Origin of the sequence: Micromonospora sp. NBC_00362, assembly GCF_026342155.1 — a bacterium.
Lineage (GTDB): Bacteria > Actinomycetota > Actinomycetes > Mycobacteriales > Micromonosporaceae > Micromonospora > Micromonospora hortensis.
On the sequence record NZ_JAPENH010000001.1, the window covers coordinates 2,105,454 to 2,124,416 of the forward strand.

An 18,963-nucleotide genomic window follows, 5' to 3' on the forward strand; every position below is an offset into this window, starting at 1 on the left:
GATTTTCAGCGGCGGCGGGCCGCCAGCCGGTGGACCAACGCGGCGACGCTTCCCCAGATGCCGCGCCGGAACAGCACCACGACGAGGACGAAGATGCCGCCGGTCACCAGGCCGATCGCCTCGAACCCGGAGAACGACAGCCAGTCCTCCAGCCGGACCACGAGGGCGGCGCCGAGCACCCCACCCCAGAGGGTGCCGATCCCGCCGAGCACCACCACGATGACCGCCTTGCCGGAGGTGGTCCAGTGCAGCACGTCCAGCGAGACGAACCGGTGGCCGACAGCGAACAGCCCGCCGCCGAGGCCGGCGATGAACCCGGACAGCACGAACGCGGTGAGCTTGTAGCGGTGCACCGGGTAGCCCAGCGCCCGCGCCCGCGCCGGGTTGTCCCGGATGCCGACCAGCACCCGACCGAACGGTGAGTGCACGATCCGCCAGGCGGCGGCGAGCCCGAGCAGCACGATCGGCAGGATCGCGTAGTAGAAGAAGTAGTCGTCGGTGAGGTCGAGGCCGAACAGCTCGCGGGGTACCCCCTGGAGGCCGTTCTCGCCCTGGGTCACCGAGCGCCACTCGTTGGCGACGTAGTAGACCATCTGCGCGAAGGCCAGGGTCACCATGGCGAAGTAGATGCCGGTCCGCTTGACCGCCAGGTACCCGATCGGCACCGCCAGCACGGCCGCGGCGAGGGCACCGGCCAGCACCGCGAGGGGAAACGGCAGGCCGACGTGGATGGCCACCAGCCCGGTGACGTACGCGGAGGTGCCCCAGAACGCGGCGTGACCGAAGGACATCAGCCCGGTGAAGCCGAGCAGCAGGTCCACCGCCACGGCGAACAGCGCCCAGCAGAGGATGTCCACAGCGACCGCCGGGTAGAGGCCGTTGGGCAGCCACGCCGCGACGGCCAGGCCGACGGCGAGCAGCGCGTACCGGACCCAGCCGGGGGCCCGGGCCACAGCGATCAGCCCGGACGGTGGCGTCGAGCGGGACGCGTCGGTAGGAGTGTCCACTGTGTTGGTCATGCGGGGGCCTCCTCCCGACCGAACAGGCCGGCCGGGCGCCAGAGCAGCACGCCGGCCATGACCACAAAGACGATCGTCTGTGAGACGAGCGGGAAGTTGGAGAGGTACGCCTCACCCCACGCCTGCACGAGTCCGATGCCGAAGCCGGCGGCGACCGACCCGAAGATCGAGCCCAGCCCGCCGATCACCACCACCGCGAACACCACGATGATCAGGTCGGCGCCCATCAGCGGGTTGACCGCGCGCATCGGCGCGGCCAGCACACCGGCGAGGCCGGCCAGCCCGATGCCGAAGCCGAAGACCGGGGTCACCCACCGTCCGACGTCGATGCCGAAGGCACGGGTCAGGTCCGGCCGTTCGGTGGCCGCACGGACCACCATGCCGATCCGGGTCCGGGTCAGCACCCACCACACCGCGACGCAGAGCAGCACCGCGAAGCCGAGGATGAACACCCGGTACGTCGGGAAGTCGAACAGCCCGAAGTCGACCGACCCGCTCAACAGCGACGGCGTCTCGTACGGGCTGGACTGCACGCCGTAGCGCAGTTTCACCAGGTCCTGAAGGATCAGCGTCAGACCGAAGGTGAGCAGGAAGTTGTAGAGCGGGTCCAGTTTGGTCAGCCGGTGGATCACCGCGCGTTCCAACGCCATGCCGAGTAGGCCCAACCCCACCGGCATGATCACCAGGGCGGCCCAGAACGGCACGCCCGCCTCGCTGAGCAGCACGTACGCCCCGAACGCGCCGAGCATGTAGAACGCGCCGTGGGCGAAGTTGACGACTCGCAGCATGCCGAAGATGACTGCCAGCCCGAGGGCGAGCAGGGCGTAGAACGCCCCACTCACCAACCCGTTGAACGTGTTCTGCGCGAATCCGCTCACAGCGCCCTCGCGCTCAGAGCTTGCAGTCCGCCGAGGGCGCGCGGAACGCCTCCCCGGCGGGGATCGTCTTGAGCACCTTCACGTAGTCCCACGGCTCGGCGACCTCGGACTGCGGCTTCACCTGGGCCAGGTACGCGTCGTGCACCACCCGGTGGTCCTCGGCGCGGATCTTCCCGTTGCGCAGGAAGACGTCCTCGACCGTCTTGCCCTCCAGACCCTTGACCACGGCGTCCGCGTCGTCGGTGCCGGCGGCCTGCACCGCCTCCAGGTACTGCAACGCCGCGGAGTAGTTGGCGGCGTGCGCGAAGGTCGGCCGGGTGCCGGCCTTCTGCTGGAAGCGGTCGGCGAACTCCCGGTTCTTCGCGTCGAAGTTCCAGTACCAGGCGTCGGTGTACGTGGTGCCGGCCAGCGCCGCCGGGGTGAGCGAGTGGATGTCGGTGAGGAACATCAGCCCCACCGCCAGGCCGACGCCCTTGTCCCGCAGCTTGAACTCGTTGTACTGCTTCACCACGTTGACCAGCTCGGCGCCGGCCTGCATGGTGCCCAGCACGTCCGGCTTCGGGTTCAGGTTCGGCGCCTTGAGCAGGAAGGTGGAGAAGTCACCGCTGGTGTTCGGGAACGGCGCCCCGTCCTTGCCGACGACAGTGCCACCGGCCGCCGTGATCGCTGTGGAGAAGCTCTTCTCCATGTCCTGACCGAAGGCGTAGTTCGGGTAGAGGATGTACCAGTTCTTGCCGATCTGCTCGGTGGTGGTCTTTCCGGTGCCGTTGGCCAGCATGTACGTGTCGTACGCGTAGTGGAAGGTGTACTTGTTGCAGCTCTTGCCGGTCAGGTCGGTGGTCGCCGCACCGATGTTGAAGTAGAGCTTCTTCTTCTCCTTCGCCACGTCGGCGACCTTCAGCGCGGCCGACGAGGTGGGCACGTCCAGGATCAGGTCGACGCCCTTGCGGTCGTACATCTCCTGGGCCTTGGAGTTGGCCACGTCCGGCTTGTTCTGGTGGTCGGCGGTCTCCACAGTGATGTCTGTGGTCACCGCCTTGTCACCGTGCTTCGCGGTGAAGTCGGCGATGGCCATCTCCACCGCCGCCACCGAGTTCTTTCCGGACAACTCCGAGTACGCCCCGGACTGGTCGTTGAGCACGCCCAGCACGATCTTGTCGCCGGTCAGCTTCTGGTCGCCACTCGACTGGGGGCCACCGCCGCCGCATCCGGCGGCCAGCATCACCACGGCCGACGCCGCGGCCACACCCATCGTCCTGCGCATGCCCACTCCATCCATTCCGCGCGGCGTCGCGCGGGTCGTCGTTGGGAAAATTCAGATCCCGAGGTACGCGAGCAGTTCGCGTTCGCGCGAACGCACCTCGGAGTTGTCCATCGCCTCGGCGACCCGGCCCTCGGCCAGCAGGTAGTGCCGGTCGGCGACACCGGTGGCGAAGTGCAGGTTCTGTTCGACAAGCAGCACTGTCACCCCGTGCCGTTTGGCCTCGCGCAGCAGATCGCCGACCTGCTGCACCAGCAGTGGCGACAGCCCTTCGGTGGGCTCGTCGCAGAGCAGCAACCGGGCGCCCATCCGCAGCACCCGGGCCAGCGCGAGCATCTGCTGCTCGCCGCCGGAGAGCATGGTGGCCGCCGAGTCCCGTCGGGTGTACAGGGCCGGAAACGCCTCGTACACCCGCTCCAGTGACCACGGGTCAGGGCCGACGGTGGGCGGCAGCATGAGGTTCTCGGTGACTGTCAACGTGGCGTAGCTGCCCCGGTCGTCGGGCACCCAGCCCAGACCCAGGCGGGCCCGCTTGTGCGCCGGCAGCCTGGTGATGTCCCGCCCGTCCAACTCCACGGTGCCGCGCTGACCGGTGTGCAGCCCCATCACGCAGCGCAGCAGTGTGGACTTGCCGGCACCGTTGCGGCCGACCAGGGTGACCACCTCACCGGCGGAGACCTCGAGGCTGACGTCGCGCAGCACCTGCGCCTCGCCGTAGGAGGCGGACAGGTTCTCAATGCGCAGCATCGGCGGCTCCCAGGTAGGCGGTGATCACGCGCTCGTCGGCGCGGACCTGCTCGTACGGGCCCTCGACGAGGACCTTGCCGGCCTGGAGCACTGTGACGGTGTCGGCGAGACGGCCGACCACGCTCATGTTGTGCTCGACCATCACCACGGTCCGGCCCTGGCGGACCCGACCGATCAGCTCGACGGTGCGGTCGACGTCCTCCAGGCCCATGCCCGCCGTCGGCTCGTCGAGCAGCAGCACCTTCGGGTCCAGCGCCAGCGCGATGGCCAGCTCCAGGGCGCGTTTGCGGCCGTACGCCAGGGACGCCGAGGGGGCGTGCGCCAACTCGGCGAGCCCGACCATGGCCAGCAGTTCGTCGGCCCGTTCGGTGTAGCGGCCCATCAGCTTCGCCGACCGCCAGAACCGCCAGCCCAGCCCGCTGGGTGACTGCAATGCCAGCGCGACGTGTTCGCGTGCGGACAGTTGGGGGAAGAGGCTGGTGATCTGGAACGAACGGGCCACGCCGAGCCGGGCCACCTGCTCGGGGGGCAGCCCGGTGACGTCCCGCCCGGCCAGCTCGATCCGGCCACCACTGGGTCGCAGGAAGCCGGTGAGCAGGTTGAACAGGGTGGTCTTGCCCGCGCCGTTCGGGCCGACCAGCGCGTGCACGCTGTCCGACGCCACGTCGAGGTCGACGTCGTCGACCGCCCGGAAGCCCCGGAAGTCGCGGGTCAGCCCACGGGCCGACAGGAGCGCTTGCCCGGCCATCGCCTCATCCTCCGCACGTCGCGGCGACGGTCGGTTCGGTGACCGTGGTCACAGGCCCGTCGCGTGGACGAAACCTACGGCGGGCCGCTGGAGTCGAACCATGTCGATGGACTCCATATTCGACCCGCGGTTGACGTGCGTGAACTCCACTCCCCGGCGCCGTCGACTTGACCGGACCCCCTAGGTTGATGATCCACACAGCCCACCGAAAGGCCTCCACCCCATGCCCGTCGGCTTCACCATGGCGATCGTCTTCGCCGTCGCCCTGGCCGTCAGCGCCGTCGTCGCTCTCGTCGCCCCCGCACGGCCGCTCAAGCGGATGGCCGCCCTCGCGGCGCTCGGTTTCCTCGCCCTCACGCTGGTGGTCGGCATCGCCTCCAGCGCCCACTCGGTGCCCATCCGCTCGGTCGGCATCGTCACCAGCTTCGGCAAGCCCACCGGCGAGGTGACCGGCTCGGGCCTGAAGTGGGTGGCGCCCTGGCAGAAGGTCGGCGAGTGGGACGCGGGCCGACAGAAGTACGACCACATCGGCGGCGACAACTGCGTACGCGTGCGCACCGGCACCCTCGCCGACGCCTGCGTCGAGGTGCTCGTCGAATGGCAGGTCAAGCCGGAGAACGCGCCGAAGCAGTTCATGGACTACAAGGGCGACTTCGGCAGCTTCCGGGGTCAGCGGGTGGGTGTGCAGCTCGACAGCGCGGTCAACGACGCCTTCGCCGCGTACAACCCGCTGGAGAAGATCGACGCCCAGACCGGCGACCTCAACGTCGACCTGAAGCCGTTCGCCGCGAACATCAAGACCAGCGCGGAGACCCGCCTCGCCACCGACGTGGACATCCTCTCGGTGACCATCACCCGGGTGAACCACGACGACAAGACCGAGGGCAACATCAAGGCGTTCCAGGACAAGCTGGCGCAAACCCGCAACCTGGAGCAGGACCGCAAGAACGCCGAGATCTCCAAGCAGATCACCGAGACCAACGCCACTGTCGACAAGGTGACCCGTTGTCTGGAGATCGCGGAGAAGAACGGCGCGAACCCGGGGCTCTGCATCAACCCGGGCATCGTCACCGGCAAGTGACCCGCAGCCCCAGGGCGATCGCCGTCGGTCACCTTCGTCGGGGCGGATGCGGCATCAAGCGGTATACCTCAGAGGCATGTTTATGCCTCTGAGGTATACCGCTCACCGGCAGATCGCCATGGCGAGCCAGCCGAGCGCACGGTGGACGCCGTCGAGAATTACCCGCCTAGGCGAAGCTGAACAGCGGCGGGAAGACGAGGACCACGATCCAGGCCCACGCGGCGTACACCGGCAGGTAGCCGGTCTGCCACCGTTCGAGCGTCGCGAACGGTGTACGCCGACGGATGAAGGACAGCAGCAGCCACGCCGACCACGCGAGGTTGACCAGCAGGATCACGTTCTCGCCGAGCGCTGCCGCCCGGTTCGGCGTACCGCCGTACTCGTCGGTGATGCGCCCGGTGATCTCCAGCAGCACCAGCACGTCGATGGCCAACGCACTGACCACCAGCGCGAGTTGGAGTTTGTCGAACGGACCGGGCGGGGCCAGCGGGTCACGGGCCGAGAGTGAGTAGAGCAGCAGCCCCAGCACCACGACCAGCAGAAGGTCGAACAGGAGCAGCGCCTCCCGCTCGACGTCGATGCCGTGGCTGGTCCAGACGACAGCGACGAGGAAGGCGAGCAGGGCGGCGGTGAAGAGCGGGGTGAACAGCCGGGTGAGGACCGGCGCGACGTTCTCGACGACACTCTGCTTGGCCTCGACGAGCCACCCGGCCACCACGACCGCGGCAGCGGCGCCACCGGGCAGCAGCCACTGCGAGATGAACGCCTCCGGGACGATTCCGATGGCCGCGAAGGTGTTGAACAGGAACGCGGAGAGCACGCCGCCGCCGAGGGCCATCAGCACCAGGTAGATGAACCACTCACCGGTGAACCGGATGAAGTCCATGCGTCGACGGGAAGAGCGCCAGTCGTCGGCGACATAGGCCAGGCCGACCACCAGCCACAGGGCGATGGGCAGGTGGATGCTGGTGACGACAACTGACTGCGAATCGTCCGCCAGGGGGTAGGCGTTGGCCGCCACGGCGCCGAGGACGAAGAGCACAGCCAGTGCCGCGATCACCGCCCGTCGGGCTCCTCGGCGCCAGGCCAGGTACGCCGCCAGCCAGGGCAGCGCGAACAGTGTGAAGTTGCGCGCGTAGAACGAGCCGTCGTCGGCGAAGCTCAGCCCGAACAGCGCCGGCACCTTGACGGACACCACAGCACCCGCCGCACAGCCGAGCATGACCCACAGGTCCCGGCGGGAGCGCGTGCCGCCGACCGCGCTGCCGGGGTCGCCGGTCAGCACCAACTGCTTCCATAACCGTTCGGAGTGTTCCCGGGCGAACTCGCGGGAGAGGTCGTCGAGGCTGCCCATCCGTTTCACGGCGACCAGAAACGCCTCGTCCGGGCTCAGGCCGGCGGCGACGAGTTCGTCGACGGAGCCACGAAGGTGGTCTTCCAGCTCGTCGGCGTCCACCGCTTGCAGTTCCCGGCGACGCAGCACGTACTGACGCCACTGCTCGAACTGCGCTTCCAACTCCTGCGGTTCCTCGCGCGCCGTCATGCCAGGCCCTCCAACGGGTGCACCGTCAGCGGCGCGCGGTCGTGCCAGATTTCCCTGAGCGCGCCCACCACGGTGTCCCACTGCCGGCGCTGCTCGGCCAGCTCGGCCAGTCCCCGGTCGGTGATGCGGTAGTACTTGCGCTTGCGCTCGCCGGCGACCGCCTGCCAGCTCGACTCCAGGTGACCGAGGCGCTCGAGCCGGTGCAGCAACGGGTAGAGCAGCCCTTCGGTCCAGTCCAGCTCACCCCCGGACAGCTCGTTGATCCGCCGGAGGATGGCGTAGCCGTAGCTCTCACCCTCCGCCAGGATGCCGAGCACCATCGGCGTCGCCGAGGCGGCGACCAGATCCTTGGCGACCTTCACGAAGCCTCCCGCTCCCAAACCTAGAGGTACGATGCATAGTACTGCTAGGTATCGCTCCTGGCGCAACGTCCGGGACGAGAGGGCGCCCGAATCGCCGTTACGGGCAGCTGTGGTGCCGCGAACGGCGTGGTCCGGGTTAGCCTTGGCGCATATGGCTACCTTTCGCAGCGCCTCAGTGCTCCTTTCCTCAGACGGCACCAGGACCCCCGGCACCGCCGCGCTCTTCGCCGAGCCGGCCCGTAGGGGCGGGATTCCGCCCTGGGCAGGCGACTTCCGGCCCGCCAACAGCGCCGGCAACGGCCCCAAGAACGCGGTCGGCAAGACCTTCACCCTGGAGCTGCCCGACGGCAGCACCGGCAAGGTCGTCGTCCAGGGCCTCAAGAGCGGCAAGGGCGGCGTCGTGCTGGCGCTGATGGGCGAGGACGCCCCACCCTTCTGACCAGTCGCCCGGCTCTCGTCGCCCGGGTGCCCAGGGTTGGCCCTTCCCGGGTCGACCCAGGGCACCTGGCCAACCGCGCCAGTCGCCCCCGACCAAAATCGCTGGGATGGCGGTGGTCGTGACGCGACAATGGCCGTCGTGCCGGAGGTCGAAGTCGTCGTCGCCCACCAGGAACGGGCGACACTGCGCGTCGTCGACGCGCTGAGTTCCCGGCTGTGACCGGCGTCAGTCCAGGGTGACCACCCAGCGAGCGCCCTCGCCCCGCGCCAACCGGTCGAACGCCGCGGGCGCCTCGTCCAACGGAACCGTCCCGCTGACCAGCACACCCAGATCCAGTGCGCTGTCGGCCAACTCGGCGGCGAGCACCGGCACCTCCCGGTCCGGATCGGACGAGCCGTACACCGAGGAGCGCAGCGTGCGCGCGGAGTGGAAGATGTCCAGCGCGCCCAGGCTGACCATGTCGTCCTTGGCGCCCATGCCGACCACTGTCACCGCTCCCCCGCGCCGGGTCAGCCGCCAGGCGGCGCGGATGGTGGCGGCCCGACCGACGCACTCGAAGGCGTGGTCGACGCCCCGGCTCTCGGTGCGCGCCCGTACCTCCTTGGAGAGCCGGTCGTCGGAGAGCAGGAAGTCGGTCGCCCCGGCGGCGAGCGCCAGGTCCCGCTTCGCCTCGGCGACGTCGATGGCCAGGATCGTCGTGGCACCGGCCCGGCGGGCCGCGCTGAGCACGGCGAGCCCGACCCCACCGAGCCCGACGACCGCTACCGACTCGCCGGGTGCCACCCGGGCGGTGTTCCGGACCGCCCCGACGCCGGTGAGCACGGCACAGCCGAGCAGTGCGGCCTGCTCGGGCGGCAGCCCGGCGGGGATCGGAATGACGGCACGCTCGGGTACCACCACCGCCTCGGCGAGCGCGCCGAGGCCGAGGGTCAGGTGCAGCGGGACCCCGTCGTCGGTCTCACCGCGCGGCACTGTCGGGGCCGTGGTGTCGGCGCAGAGCCACGGTTCGCCGCGCCGACACCACCAGCAGGCCCGGCAGGCCGGTGCCCAGTTGAGCACTACCGGCGTGCCGACCGTCAGCTGACAGCCCGGCCCGACCTCGGCCACCACACCGGTCGCCTCGTGCCCGAGCACCAGCGGGAACCTCGCGGCGAGGGTGCCGTTGACCATGGACAGGTCGGAGTGGCAGACACCGGCCGCCCTGATCGTCACCCGCACCTCGCCGGGGCCGGGCGCGGGCAGGCGTACCCGCTCGACCCGCAGCTCGGCGCCGGACCCGCGCGCGACCAGCGCGCGGACGATGACCGGCGCGGACGCCGGCTCGGCGCCTCCACCCGGCGCGGACGAGGACAGCTCGGGCCGGCCCGCGGGCACGGTCGGGGACAGCTCGGGATCGGTCATCGCTGGATCGCCTTCAGCTCGCAGAACTCGGCCAGCCCGTGCACGCCCAACTCCCGGCCCAGGCCGGACTGCTTGTAGCCGCCGAACGGGGCGAGCGGGTTGAACGGCGCGCCGTTGATGTCGACGGCGCCGGTGCGCAGCCGCCGGGCCACAGCGAGCGCCGCGTCGGTGTCGGCGGACCAGACCGCGCCGGCCAGCCCGTACTTCGAGTTGTTGGCGATGTCGACCGCCTCATCGGTGTCGGCGAACGGGATCACGGCGAGCACCGGGCCGAAGACCTCCTCCTGGGCGAGCGCGCTGTCGGGGCGCACGTCGGCGAAGACGGTCGGGGCGACGAAGTGCCCCCGGGTCGGCACCGGGGCGTCGGGACCGCCGGCGACAAGCCGGGCACCGTCGGCGAGGGCTCGGTCGATGTGGCCACGAACCCGCTCGGCCTGGGCGCCGGAGACCAGCGGGCCGAGCCGGGTCGCCGGGTCGAACGGGTCGCCGAGGCGGTAGCCGGCCACTGCCGTGGCGATCAGGTGCAGCGCCTCGTCGTACCGGTCGCTGTGCACCAGCATCCGGGTCCAGGCGGTGCAGGTCTGCCCGGAGTTGAGCAGGGCGTTGCCGACGCCCACCTTGACCGCGGTGCCCAGGTCGGCGTCGGGGAGGATCACGTTGGCGGACTTGCCGCCCAGCTCCAACGCGACCCGGGCGATCCGGTCGGCGGCGAGCCGCATGATCCGCGCGCCGGTGGCGGTGGAGCCGGTGAACGAGACCAGGTCGACGTCGGGGTGCCCGGCCAGGGCCTCGCCGACCACCGGCCCGGTGCCGGGAACCAGGTTGAGCACGCCCGGCGGCAGGCCGGCTTCGGTGACCGCGTCGAAGAGCAGGTACGCGGTCAACGGGGTCAGCTCGCTGGGCTTGAGCACCACGGTGCAGCCGGCGGCCAGGGCGGGTGCGAGCTTCGCCATCACCTGGTGCAGTGGGTAGTTCCACGGGGTGATCGCGCCGACCACGCCGACCGGCTCGCGGACGACGAGGGAGTTGCCGATCGTCTCGTCGACCGGCGCGCGGGCGGCGAGCGCGACGTGGTCGCGCAGCACTGTCAGTGGGAGCCCGACCTGCATCCGGGTGGCGAGCTTGAGCGGCGAGCCCAGCTCCACGGCGATGGTGCGGGCGAGGTCGTCGGCGCGGGCGGTGAGCGCCGCGTGCAGCCGGTCGAGGTGGGCGGAGCGCTCGGCGGGGGTCGCGGCCGACCAGCCGGGGAACGCGGCCCGGGCCGCGGCCACGGCGCGATCCACGTCGGCCGGGGTGCCGGCCGGCACCTGCCCGATCAGCTCCCCGGTGCTCGGATTCTCCACGTCGATGAGACCGGCGTCGGCGGGGGGCGTCCACTCCCCGCCGACGTGCAGGTGGCGCCGGAGGCGCAGGGAGTCGGGCAACAACGACGGCGGGGCGGCGAGGTCCATGTCGTCCCTTCGAGGGGTGGGCGGTGGGGTCGCGACGGGCGATGAAACTAGCGCTGGGAGTTTGGACGCTACCCGTTGGGCCGGGCGGACTCCACCGTCTCGACGGTGCGGGTGTACTCGGCGGCCAGACCGTGCAGCAGGGCGTCCAGGCCGAGGGCGAAGGCACCCTCGTCCACGCTCTGCTGGTGTTCGGCGAGCCGGTGGGCCTGACGCAGGTGCGGGTAGTGCGCCGCGTACAGCTCCGGGTCCTCGACGAAACCACGGGCGAACGAGCCGAGCGCCGACCCGGCCACGAAGTACCGCAGCGCCGCGCCGATGTGGGTGGCGCGGGCCGGCGGCCAACCGGCCCGGACCAGCCCGCCGTAGACCGCGTCGGCCATGGCGAGGGCTGCCGGCCGACGACCCGGCCCCTGCGCCAGGTACGGCACGATGTTCGGGTGCGCGGTGAGCGCCCGCCGGTACGACCAGGCCCAGTCCCGCAGCGCGGTGAGCCAGTCCCGGCTGGCGAAGCCGCTGGTGTCGACGGCACCGGTGACAGTGTCGGCGACCGCGTCGAGGATCTCGTCCTTGGTGGCGAAGTGGTTGTAGAGCGAGGGACCCTGCACGCCGAGCGCGGCGGCGAGTCGGCGGGTGGAGAGCGCGCCGAGCCCGTCGGCGTCGATCAGCGCGAGCGCCGTCTCGACGATCCCGTCGCGGGTGAGCAGAGGCCGTCGAGGTCGGGGCACGTCGGAACTCCTCGGTCTGCGGTGTCCCTCCCCGTGGGAACCACCTGTTCACGCACCCTATCGGGGACCGCCTGCGGGCAGGCGTCACCACGTCGGCCGGAGAAGGGGTCTGGACGAATGAAAACTTACACCGCTAGTTTATGAGGGACCGCCACCGTCCGTGGCGGCGCACCACCACGCCGACCGAGGGGGAACCGTGGACTTCGCACTGTCCGACGAGGAACGCGCCGTCCGAGACACCGTGCGCGCGTTCATCACCCGCGAGGTGATGCCCCTGGAAGCGGAGGTGCTCCGCCGGGAACGGGCGCACCAGCCGGGCCTCGACCACTCCGAGGTGCGCGAACTGCAACTCAAGGCGCGCAAGTTCGGCTTCTGGGGCCTGGCCACCCCCGAGGAGTACGGCGGAATGAACCTGCCAGCCGTACTCCAGTCATTGATCTGGACCGAACTGGGCCGCACGTTCGTGCCGTTCCGCTTCGGCGGCGAGGCGGACAACATCCTGTTCCACGCCACCGAGGAGCAGAAGCGGGAGTTCCTCATCCCGACCATCGAGGGCGAGCGACGCTCCTGCTTCGCGATCACCGAACCGGGCGCCGGATCCGACGCGGCGAACATCCGGCTGTCCGCCCGCCGCGACGGCGACGACTGGATCCTCGACGGCGAGAAGACCTTCATCACCGGCGGCCACGACGCCGACTTCGCCATCGTGGTCGCCGTGACCGACCGGGAGAAGGGCGCCCGCAACGGCGGCGCCACCGCGTTCCTGGTGGACCGGTCGATGGGCTGGCGCTCGGAGTTCATCCAGACGATGGGCGAGGGCGGCCCCGCGTCACTCATCTTCGACGGCGTACGCGTGCCGCACCGCAACATCCTCGGTGAGATCGGGCAGGGCTTCACGCTCGGCATGGAGTGGATCGGCAAGGGGCGCTACACCATCCCGTCGCACGCCATCGGCATCGCCGAGCGGGTGTTGCAGATGGCCATCGAGTACGCCAACACCCGGGAAACCTTCGGCACGAAGATCGGCGCCAACCAGGCCATCCAATGGATGATCGCCGACTCCGAGACGGAGTTGGAGGCGGCCCGCTGGTTGGTGCTGCGCTCGGCGTGGACTGTCGACGCGGGCCTGGACCCCCGGCACGCCTCGTCGATGGGCAAGCTCTACGGGGCCGGCATGGTCAACCGGGTGGTCGACCGGGTGCTCCAGATCCACGGCGGCATGGGCTACACCCGAGAACTGCCGATCGAACGCTGGTACCGGCAGGTCCGGCTCTACCGGATCTTCGAGGGCACCGACGAGATGCAGCGGCTGATCATCTCGCGGGACCTACTGCGCGGCTACACGAAGATCGGTGGCCACCTGGCCTGACATCGAATGTCCGCCCGTCGTGAACAAAGTAGGTCCGCCGGCCATCTACCCCCATGACAGCTGCCACTCAGCAAAAGGGGGATGTTCCATGCACCTACGAATCAGGGCCGTGGCGACGGCGATCGTCGTCGCCACGGTCGGCGCCATCGCCATCCCGGCCGCGCCGGCGTCGGCCAACGTCAGCCAGGGGTACGTCGCGGGCTCGGGCACCTGGACCGACGACTGGAACGACGAAGGGCCCATCTCCGCGTCGACCCGGTCGTACAACAACGTCGTCGCCATGTGGCAGAAGATCCTGGTTGCCGACGGTTACCTTGCCGCCTCCGGCGTCGATTGCAGGTTCGGTGCGGTGACGACGGCCGCCACCAGGCGGTGGCAGAGCGACAGGGGCCTCGTGAGCGACGGCGTCGTCGGTCCCAAGACCCTAGCCAGGGCAGCAACCCGCCTCAGCACGTACGAGGGCGACAGCTGGTTCTACTACGACGGGCTCGGCAGCAACTTCATCTACTTCGGGCGCCTCGCCAACGGCACGTGGGACATGAGCCTCGGGGTCGACCTGGAGTGGCGACCCCTCTCGTACACCGCGGCGACCTTCGGCGTCTGCTCCTGATGCCGCTGAGGACGGCCGGCCGCGCGGCCGGCCGTCCTCGGCGCCGGGTTCAGCCGGTCAACGCCGTGAGCGCGGCGTCCACGTCGGCCTCGGTGGAGTAGATGTGGAACGAGGCCCGGACCCGTCCGGCGCGCACAGCCGCCCGGATGCCGGCCGCCGCCAGGCGCTGCTCCGCGTCCGGCACGTCCACGCTGACGATGGCGCTCTCCCCCGGCGCCCGGCCCAGCCCGGTCAGGAACCGGTTGGCCAGCGCCACGTTGTGCGCCCCGATCGCCGACACGCCGATCTCGGCGACCACCTCCAGGGCGGGTGTCGCACCGACCCAGCTGAACCAGGCCGGTGAGATGTCGAACCGGCGGGCGTCGTCGGCCAGCCGCAGCGGCGGGCCGTAGTAGGAGGCGTGCGGGTCGCGGCCCGCGTACCAGCCCGCCGCGTCGGGGCGCAGCCGCTCGCGCAACCCGGGAGCCAGATAGGCGTACGCGGTCCCGCGCGGATTCATCAGCCACTTGTAGCCGCCCACCGCCACCACGTCGGCCCGACTGCCGTCGAACGGCAGCCAGCCGCACGCCTGGGTAGCGTCCACCGCCACCAGCGCGTCGTGCGCGCGGGCCGCGGCCACGATCTCGTCGTACGCCGCGACCGCCCCGTCGGCCGACTGGACCAGGCTGAACGCCACCAGGTCGGTATCGGCGTCGATGGCGTCGACCAGCGACTCCAGCGGCACCGTGCGAACCGTGACGCCACGCTCCTCCTGCACCAGCCAGGGGAAGAGGTTCGAGGTGAACTCGACCTCGGGGACCACCACAGTGGCACCGGCCGGCAGCGCCGCCGCGACCGGCGCGAGGAGCTGCGACACCGCCGCGCCGACCGCCACGTCACCGACCGGCACCCCGATCAGGTCGGCGAACGCCGCACGGGACCGGTGCACCGACTCGCCCCAGCCCTCCCACGACGTCCGACCAACCCGCCAGGCCGCGAGAGCCTCCTGCAACGCCGCCCACGCCGGCTCCGGCGGCAACCCGTAGCTGGCGGTGTTCAACCAGCCAGGCTCCGGCTGCCACAGCTTCTGCGCCTGCTCGATCTCCATGCCGTCGACGCTAGGCCGCACGACGCGCGACGGGCACGGCCAATCCGCGACCTGTGGCGCTCCCAGGGCTCCGAGGCGCGTCAGCAGGCATCAGTCCCTGAAGAGCGTGATGACGGTGAGGCATCGGTATGACTCTCAGTCATCACGCTCACGAGCACCCTGCCGGGCCGGATGGGTTGCTCAGTGAGCAGAGGCAGCTCGCGGTCCGTCGATGGTCAGCCCGGGGACGCGGTCGCGCTGGACGACGTCAACATGCGAGACCGTGCTGACGCCGGAGGTCATGCGCAGGATGTCGTCGATCGACGATTCCGGGCGCGCAACCCCAGCCCGTTGCGCTCAAGGGCGGGAAGAGCGCAGACGAGGGTGCACGCGCCTCGGTGTACCGGGCCACCGTAATTGCTAGTCGCGGTGGCCGGTCGGCCCGCCGACAACGGGCGGGCGGATCCGGGCGAGACTGTCGGCGAGGCCGGCGAGCCACCTGTCGACCTCCACCAGGTGCCGGACCGACTGATGGTCGGCCTCGCCGAGGAGCGGACGGATCCGGTCCAGTTGGTCGACGCAGGTGCTCGAGACCGACGCCCGCTCCGATGTCCGGCCGTGGGCGACCTCGTCGGCGAGGGCGTCGTACGCCGATCGCAGGCGCCCGGCGGAGTCCCCCAGCAGCGCCGCCGCCCCGGGCCAACCGGCGAGGCAGCCGGGCGGGTTGCGGCGCAGCAGCGACTCCGCGCCGGGCACGACGTGGTGCCCGGCGCTCAGCACAGCGTCCCAGTTCACCTGTTGACGGTGCGGGTCGTGCCGCTCCGAGTGGTACTGGCAGTACGACGAGTCGATCAGGACCATCCGGCGACGGACCCGGGCGAGGGCACGCGCGGGTGGCGGGGCATCGCCGAGCATCGACTGGACCGTCTGTTCGACAGCGTCCGCGCTGGCCGCCAGGTAGCGGGTGGCGTTGTGCCGCAGGTCGTGGCCCGCGCCGCGCGGCCAGATCGCCACCCCGGCGAGCACGCCGATCACCGCGCCGAGCAGCACGTCGACGAGGCGGGCCTCGGCGAGCCGCCACCCCTCCGGGCTGAGCTGGGCGAAGACGACCGTCAGCAGCACTGTGAACAGCGCCTGCTGCCACACCGGACCGAGCAGGCGGCCGACGCCGAAGGCCAGCAGCAGGGTGATCGGCAGGACGACGGCGTACACGATCGGCTCGTCGACGACGAGCATCACCCCGCCGCTGACGACCGCACCGACGATCGTGCCCAGCACGGCCGGCCGCAGCGCCGTGCGGGTGTCGGCGGCCGACGTGCGCAGGACCGTGAGGGTGGCCAGCAGCACCCAGAAGCCGTGGGTCAGCTGCAACACCCCGGCGGCCACCCGGGCGATGGCGAGCGCCACGGCCAGCCGCAGCGAGCTGTGCAGGTGGGCGGAGCGCGGCGCCAGGTGAGAGCGGAACTGCCACCAGTACAGCGTCCACGGGCTGCGCCGGGCGTACTCGAACAGCTCCGAGGAGGCGTCGTCGCCGCCGAGCCGCGCCCCGGTGGCCACCCGGGAACCGACGACGAGGACCCGCACCTGGTCCGCGAGGGCCAGCGCGGTAGCGTCCCGGCACAACCGGGGTACGTCCGGCGCGTCGCGGACCTGGCCGGATCCCATCGGGTACGCCGCCTCGGCTCGTCCGACCGCCACGTCCACGTCGGCCGGGGCCACCGCCGGGGCACCCGGTGACAGGCTCCGGCCGGCCGCGCGGGTGGTGTCCGCGCACGAGCGCAGCAGACGCGCCGCCGCCAGGTCCGGGATCGGCTCCGGTGGGGCGTCCGCCGCCAACCGGTCCGCCTCGGCGAGCACCTCCCGTAACGCGGCAGCGCAGATCCGCAACGCCCGATCCTGAGCGCCCGCCGCGGTGGGCGCCCACGCCGGAGGGCTGCGGTTCAACTCGATCGCCGCCACCACGTCGTACGCCCGCTCGCGCCGCCTGTCCCGATCACCCGCAGCGGCGTGCGGGTCGGTCAACCGCCCGGCGGCGGCGTCGATGAATGCGGCGACGCCGTCCGCCGCCTCGGCCAGGCGCTGCCGGTAGGAGACCGGCACCGGGTCGGGCCAGAGAAACACCTCGGCCGCGGCGAGCAGCACGACGGCGAGGGTCACCCCACAGAGTCGCTCCGGCAGCGCGCCCGGCTGGTACGGGGGGAACGACGCCAGGATGTAGAAGAGCTGGAACGCGCTCGCCAACCCCACCAGGCGCGGATTGCCGACCCCGGCGAACGCCACCACGAAGCCGACGACCAGCATGCCACCGGCGGCCGCCCAGGTGCTCCACGCCAGCATCGAGCCCGCCGCGATCAGCGCCCACACCACCGGCAGCGACAGCACGAGGATCCGCGCCCGTTGCGGCGCCGGACCAGGTAGCTGCGCGAACGACCCGGCGGCTATCGTGCCGAACAACCCGTACGTGGCGAGCGTCGAGCTGCCCGCGCCGTATCGGCAGCCGTAGAAGACGACGGACGCGACGAGCGTCAGCCGGGCCGCGCGGCGCAGGACGGCGTCACCCGGGTCACGGCGGCGAAGCCGGCCAAGGAGGCTGGTTCCGAGCACTACCGCTCCCCCGGTTCGTCGCAGCACTCCTCCCCGGCCCACCATTCTTCACCGCGCCCCGCGCTGGGCGGCGGGTTTGGCGACGAATCACCGCCGGGAGCCGCCGAGCAGGCCGAGCCGGAGGGCCCGGAACAGGGTGCCGGGGCGGCTCAGGGCGGCCGGGTGGTCGAGCATCGTGGTGACCCGCCCCAGCCGGGCGTTGAGCACCGGGTCGGTCAGGGAGGCCCGGAAGAGCAGGTCCCCGAACCACTTGGTGACCTTGTAGCCGGGCGGGTACGGCCCGTCGACGTGCGGCAGCTCGATGTCGGCGGTGGTGGAGATCTGCCAGGCGGCGTCGACCACCACGCGGACCTGGTCGAAGTACGCGCGCGCGGGTTCGTCGTGCGGCTTCGGACCGGAACGCAGCCACTTCGACAGGCAGGAGGCGTGCAGTGTCGCGGAGGTCATGCCCTGGCCGTACACCGGGTTGAAGGAGGCGACCGCGTCGCCGGCGGCGACCAACCCGGCGGGCAGGCGGTCGAGCTTGTCGAAGTCGCGGCGTCGGCTGTCCGCCTGGTGGTACGTGACCACCCCGCCGAGCATCTCCCCGTGTTCGGCGATGTCTCCGAACATCTGCGGGTAGTGCTCCCGGCAACGGGCGGTGAAGTCGGCGACGTCGCGGCTGGGCCGGTCCCCGTCGTACCCGGCCACCAGCATGATCCAGCGGTCCCCCTCGACCGAGTTGATCCCACCGATCCGGGCGGTTCGCCCCTTGCCCGCCATGGTGTGGAAGACCGCCACCCAGGCGTCGCTGACCTTCTCGTCGCGTGTGAAGAGCGCCGTGGCGTAGTTCAGCTTGATCGGCATGCGGTGCAGCGGCGGGCGCGGCCACCCGTGCTCGGCCAGCCAGTCGCTCAACCGGCTGGACCGCCCCATCGCGTCGACCACCAGATCCGCCGCTTCGACAATGGGCTCGGTGCCACCGTCGGGCACGTACCGGGCGCCGGTGACCCGCCGCTCGTCAAAGACCAGACCCTCCGCCCGGCCGTACGCCATGCGGATGTTGTCGACGGCGAGGGTGCGTCGGCGGACCAGCGCCTCCAGGAACGGACGCGTGGTGATCAGCGCCGGCCCGGTGCCGGTCGCTGCGGGCGGCAGACCCAACATGCCGTTCACGTAGACCTTCGCCGTGCCCGGGTCGCGCGGTGGTGGAGGGGCGCCGAGCGCGAGCGCCTCGTCGGCGATGCCGGGAAACCAGCGCTCCAACTGGACCTGACCGGCGGGCAGCAGCGCGTGCACCTGACTGCCCTGGGGCACACCCGGCCGTGGCCCGGCGTCGACATCGGACGGATCCCGTTCGATGATCAGCACTTCCTCGGCGTGGTCGCTCAACACCCGGGCCGCCAGCAACCCGGCCATGCTGCCACCGAGCACCACCGCCCGTCGCATGACAACTCTGGTCTCGGCGGGTGGTTCGGCCGTCGCTATCTCGGCGAAGAGCCGGGACGGAGAGGGGGCCATGCGATCACTCCTCGAACGGTCGGGAACCTCGGCATCCACGACCGTAACCACCTCAGCCCCTGCCGTCAGCGCTCAGTCGGCCCGCCACGTCGAGTCGACGCCCCGGGTGCGGTGGTCGGATCCGCGGCGGACCCCCGCTGTCCAGGGTCGCGCCGGGTC

17 protein-coding genes are annotated in these 18,963 nt (G+C 71.1%); 4 read left to right on the plus strand and 13 right to left on the minus strand.

Translation table 11 applies throughout. From position 1 onward, the window contains the following. Positions 1-5: 5 nt before the first annotated feature. From OG992_RS09640 to OG992_RS09660, 5 genes are all read right to left on the minus strand, one after another. Entirely contained in the window at positions 6-1,019 is a 1,014-nt protein-coding gene (locus tag OG992_RS09640; protein WP_266303018.1) for a branched-chain amino acid ABC transporter permease, read from the minus strand. After that, positions 1,016-1,897 (minus strand): branched-chain amino acid ABC transporter permease, encoded by an 882-nt coding sequence (locus OG992_RS09645; RefSeq protein ID WP_112583340.1) that lies wholly within the window; start codon positions 1,895-1,897, stop codon positions 1,016-1,018. The genes OG992_RS09640 and OG992_RS09645 overlap by 4 nt, the downstream gene beginning before the upstream one ends. Positions 1,898-1,910: 13 nt before the next feature. Continuing rightward, positions 1,911-3,149 carry an ABC transporter substrate-binding protein gene (locus OG992_RS09650; RefSeq protein ID WP_238683031.1) on the minus strand — a complete coding sequence of 413 codons (1,239 nt, stop codon included), beginning with the start codon at positions 3,147-3,149 and terminating at the stop codon, positions 1,911-1,913. A 63-nt stretch (positions 3,150-3,212) separates the two neighbouring features. Next, positions 3,213-3,905: an ABC transporter ATP-binding protein gene (locus OG992_RS09655; RefSeq protein ID WP_266303019.1), complete on the minus strand. Its 693-nt coding sequence runs from the start codon at positions 3,903-3,905 to the stop codon at positions 3,213-3,215. Beyond that, positions 3,892-4,653 carry an ABC transporter ATP-binding protein gene (locus tag OG992_RS09660; RefSeq protein ID WP_091401800.1) on the minus strand — a complete coding sequence of 254 codons (762 nt, stop codon included), beginning with the start codon at positions 4,651-4,653 and terminating at the stop codon, positions 3,892-3,894. The genes OG992_RS09655 and OG992_RS09660 overlap by 14 nt, the downstream gene beginning before the upstream one ends. 223 nt (positions 4,654-4,876) lie before the next feature. On the opposite strand from OG992_RS09660, the gene OG992_RS09665 reads away from it, so the two are divergent. Then, positions 4,877-5,734: an SPFH domain-containing protein gene (locus tag OG992_RS09665; protein WP_210784954.1), complete on the plus strand. Its 858-nt coding sequence runs from the start codon at positions 4,877-4,879 to the stop codon at positions 5,732-5,734. 166 nt (positions 5,735-5,900) lie between these two features. On the opposite strand, the gene OG992_RS09670 is transcribed toward OG992_RS09665, so the two are convergent. Next, positions 5,901-7,277 (minus strand): permease prefix domain 1-containing protein, encoded by a 1,377-nt coding sequence (locus tag OG992_RS09670; protein ID WP_266303020.1) that lies wholly within the window; start codon positions 7,275-7,277, stop codon positions 5,901-5,903. Further along, a complete protein-coding gene (locus tag OG992_RS09675; protein ID WP_238682995.1) occupies positions 7,274-7,639 on the minus strand; it encodes a PadR family transcriptional regulator in 366 nt (121 codons plus the stop codon). The genes OG992_RS09670 and OG992_RS09675 overlap by 4 nt, the downstream gene beginning before the upstream one ends. A gap of 175 nt (positions 7,640-7,814) precedes the next feature. On the opposite strand from OG992_RS09675, the gene OG992_RS09680 reads away from it, so the two are divergent. Beyond that, positions 7,815-8,078 carry a hypothetical protein gene (locus OG992_RS09680; protein WP_091402229.1) on the plus strand — a complete coding sequence of 88 codons (264 nt, stop codon included), beginning with the start codon at positions 7,815-7,817 and terminating at the stop codon, positions 8,076-8,078. Positions 8,079-8,303: 225 nt separating this feature from the next. Here the strand turns inward: OG992_RS09680 and OG992_RS09685 are convergent, their stop codons facing one another. From OG992_RS09685 to OG992_RS09695, 3 genes are all read right to left on the minus strand, one after another. After that, complete coding sequence (locus tag OG992_RS09685; RefSeq protein ID WP_238682994.1) at positions 8,304-9,479, minus strand: alcohol dehydrogenase catalytic domain-containing protein; 1,176 nt, start codon at positions 9,477-9,479, stop codon at positions 8,304-8,306. After that, positions 9,476-10,930 (minus strand): aldehyde dehydrogenase family protein, encoded by a 1,455-nt coding sequence (locus tag OG992_RS09690; RefSeq protein ID WP_266303021.1) that lies wholly within the window; start codon positions 10,928-10,930, stop codon positions 9,476-9,478. The genes OG992_RS09685 and OG992_RS09690 overlap by 4 nt, the downstream gene beginning before the upstream one ends. A gap of 68 nt (positions 10,931-10,998) precedes the next feature. After that, positions 10,999-11,655, minus strand: a complete 657-nt coding sequence (locus OG992_RS09695; protein WP_238682992.1) for a TetR/AcrR family transcriptional regulator C-terminal domain-containing protein — start codon at positions 11,653-11,655, stop codon at positions 10,999-11,001. 196 nt (positions 11,656-11,851) lie between these two features. Between OG992_RS09695 and OG992_RS09700 the strand changes: the two genes are divergently transcribed. Continuing rightward, entirely contained in the window at positions 11,852-13,024 is a 1,173-nt protein-coding gene (locus OG992_RS09700) for an acyl-CoA dehydrogenase family protein (protein ID WP_210784959.1), read from the plus strand. Positions 13,025-13,112: 88 nt separating this feature from the next. After that, a complete protein-coding gene (locus OG992_RS09705) occupies positions 13,113-13,634 on the plus strand; it encodes a peptidoglycan-binding protein (RefSeq protein ID WP_238682991.1) in 522 nt (173 codons plus the stop codon). Positions 13,635-13,683: 49 nt separating this feature from the next. Here OG992_RS09705 and OG992_RS09710 read toward each other — a convergent pair whose 3' ends face one another. The 3 genes from OG992_RS09710 to OG992_RS09720 all read right to left on the minus strand — a co-directional run bounded on the left by OG992_RS09710 (position 13,684) and on the right by OG992_RS09720 (position 18,804). Then, on the minus strand, positions 13,684-14,721 hold the full coding sequence (locus OG992_RS09710; protein WP_266303022.1) for an aminotransferase class V-fold PLP-dependent enzyme: 1,038 nt from the start codon (positions 14,719-14,721) through the stop codon (positions 13,684-13,686). A gap of 399 nt (positions 14,722-15,120) precedes the next feature. Continuing rightward, positions 15,121-17,304, minus strand: a complete 2,184-nt coding sequence (locus OG992_RS09715) for an FUSC family protein (protein WP_266303023.1) — start codon at positions 17,302-17,304, stop codon at positions 15,121-15,123. 87 nt (positions 17,305-17,391) lie between these two features. Further along, entirely contained in the window at positions 17,392-18,804 is a 1,413-nt protein-coding gene (locus tag OG992_RS09720) for an NAD(P)/FAD-dependent oxidoreductase (protein ID WP_266303024.1), read from the minus strand. Positions 18,805-18,963 lie beyond the last annotated feature (159 nt).

What these genes read in the sequence shown, in the direction of transcription:
- OG992_RS09640 (WP_266303018.1), bottom strand. Translation starts at nt 1,019, where the DNA reads ATGACCAACACAGTGGACACTCCTACCGACGCGTCCCGCTCGACGCCA.
- OG992_RS09650 (WP_238683031.1), bottom strand. Translation starts at nt 3,149, where the DNA reads ATGGGTGTGGCCGCGGCGTCGGCCGTGGTGATGCTGGCCGCCGGATGC.
- OG992_RS09655 (WP_266303019.1), bottom strand. Translation starts at nt 3,905, where the DNA reads ATGCTGCGCATTGAGAACCTGTCCGCCTCCTACGGCGAGGCGCAGGTG.
- OG992_RS09660 (WP_091401800.1), bottom strand. Translation starts at nt 4,653, where the DNA reads ATGGCCGGGCAAGCGCTCCTGTCGGCCCGTGGGCTGACCCGCGACTTC.
- OG992_RS09665 (WP_210784954.1), top strand. Translation starts at nt 4,877, where the DNA reads ATGCCCGTCGGCTTCACCATGGCGATCGTCTTCGCCGTCGCCCTGGCC.
- OG992_RS09670 (WP_266303020.1), bottom strand. Translation starts at nt 7,277, where the DNA reads ATGACGGCGCGCGAGGAACCGCAGGAGTTGGAAGCGCAGTTCGAGCAG.
- OG992_RS09685 (WP_238682994.1), bottom strand. Translation starts at nt 9,479, where the DNA reads ATGACCGATCCCGAGCTGTCCCCGACCGTGCCCGCGGGCCGGCCCGAG.
- OG992_RS09690 (WP_266303021.1), bottom strand. Translation starts at nt 10,930, where the DNA reads ATGGACCTCGCCGCCCCGCCGTCGTTGTTGCCCGACTCCCTGCGCCTC.
- OG992_RS09705 (WP_238682991.1), top strand. Translation starts at nt 13,113, where the DNA reads ATGCACCTACGAATCAGGGCCGTGGCGACGGCGATCGTCGTCGCCACG.
- OG992_RS09710 (WP_266303022.1), bottom strand. Translation starts at nt 14,721, where the DNA reads ATGGAGATCGAGCAGGCGCAGAAGCTGTGGCAGCCGGAGCCTGGCTGG.
- OG992_RS09720 (WP_266303024.1), bottom strand. Translation starts at nt 18,804, where the DNA reads ATGGCCCCCTCTCCGTCCCGGCTCTTCGCCGAGATAGCGACGGCCGAA.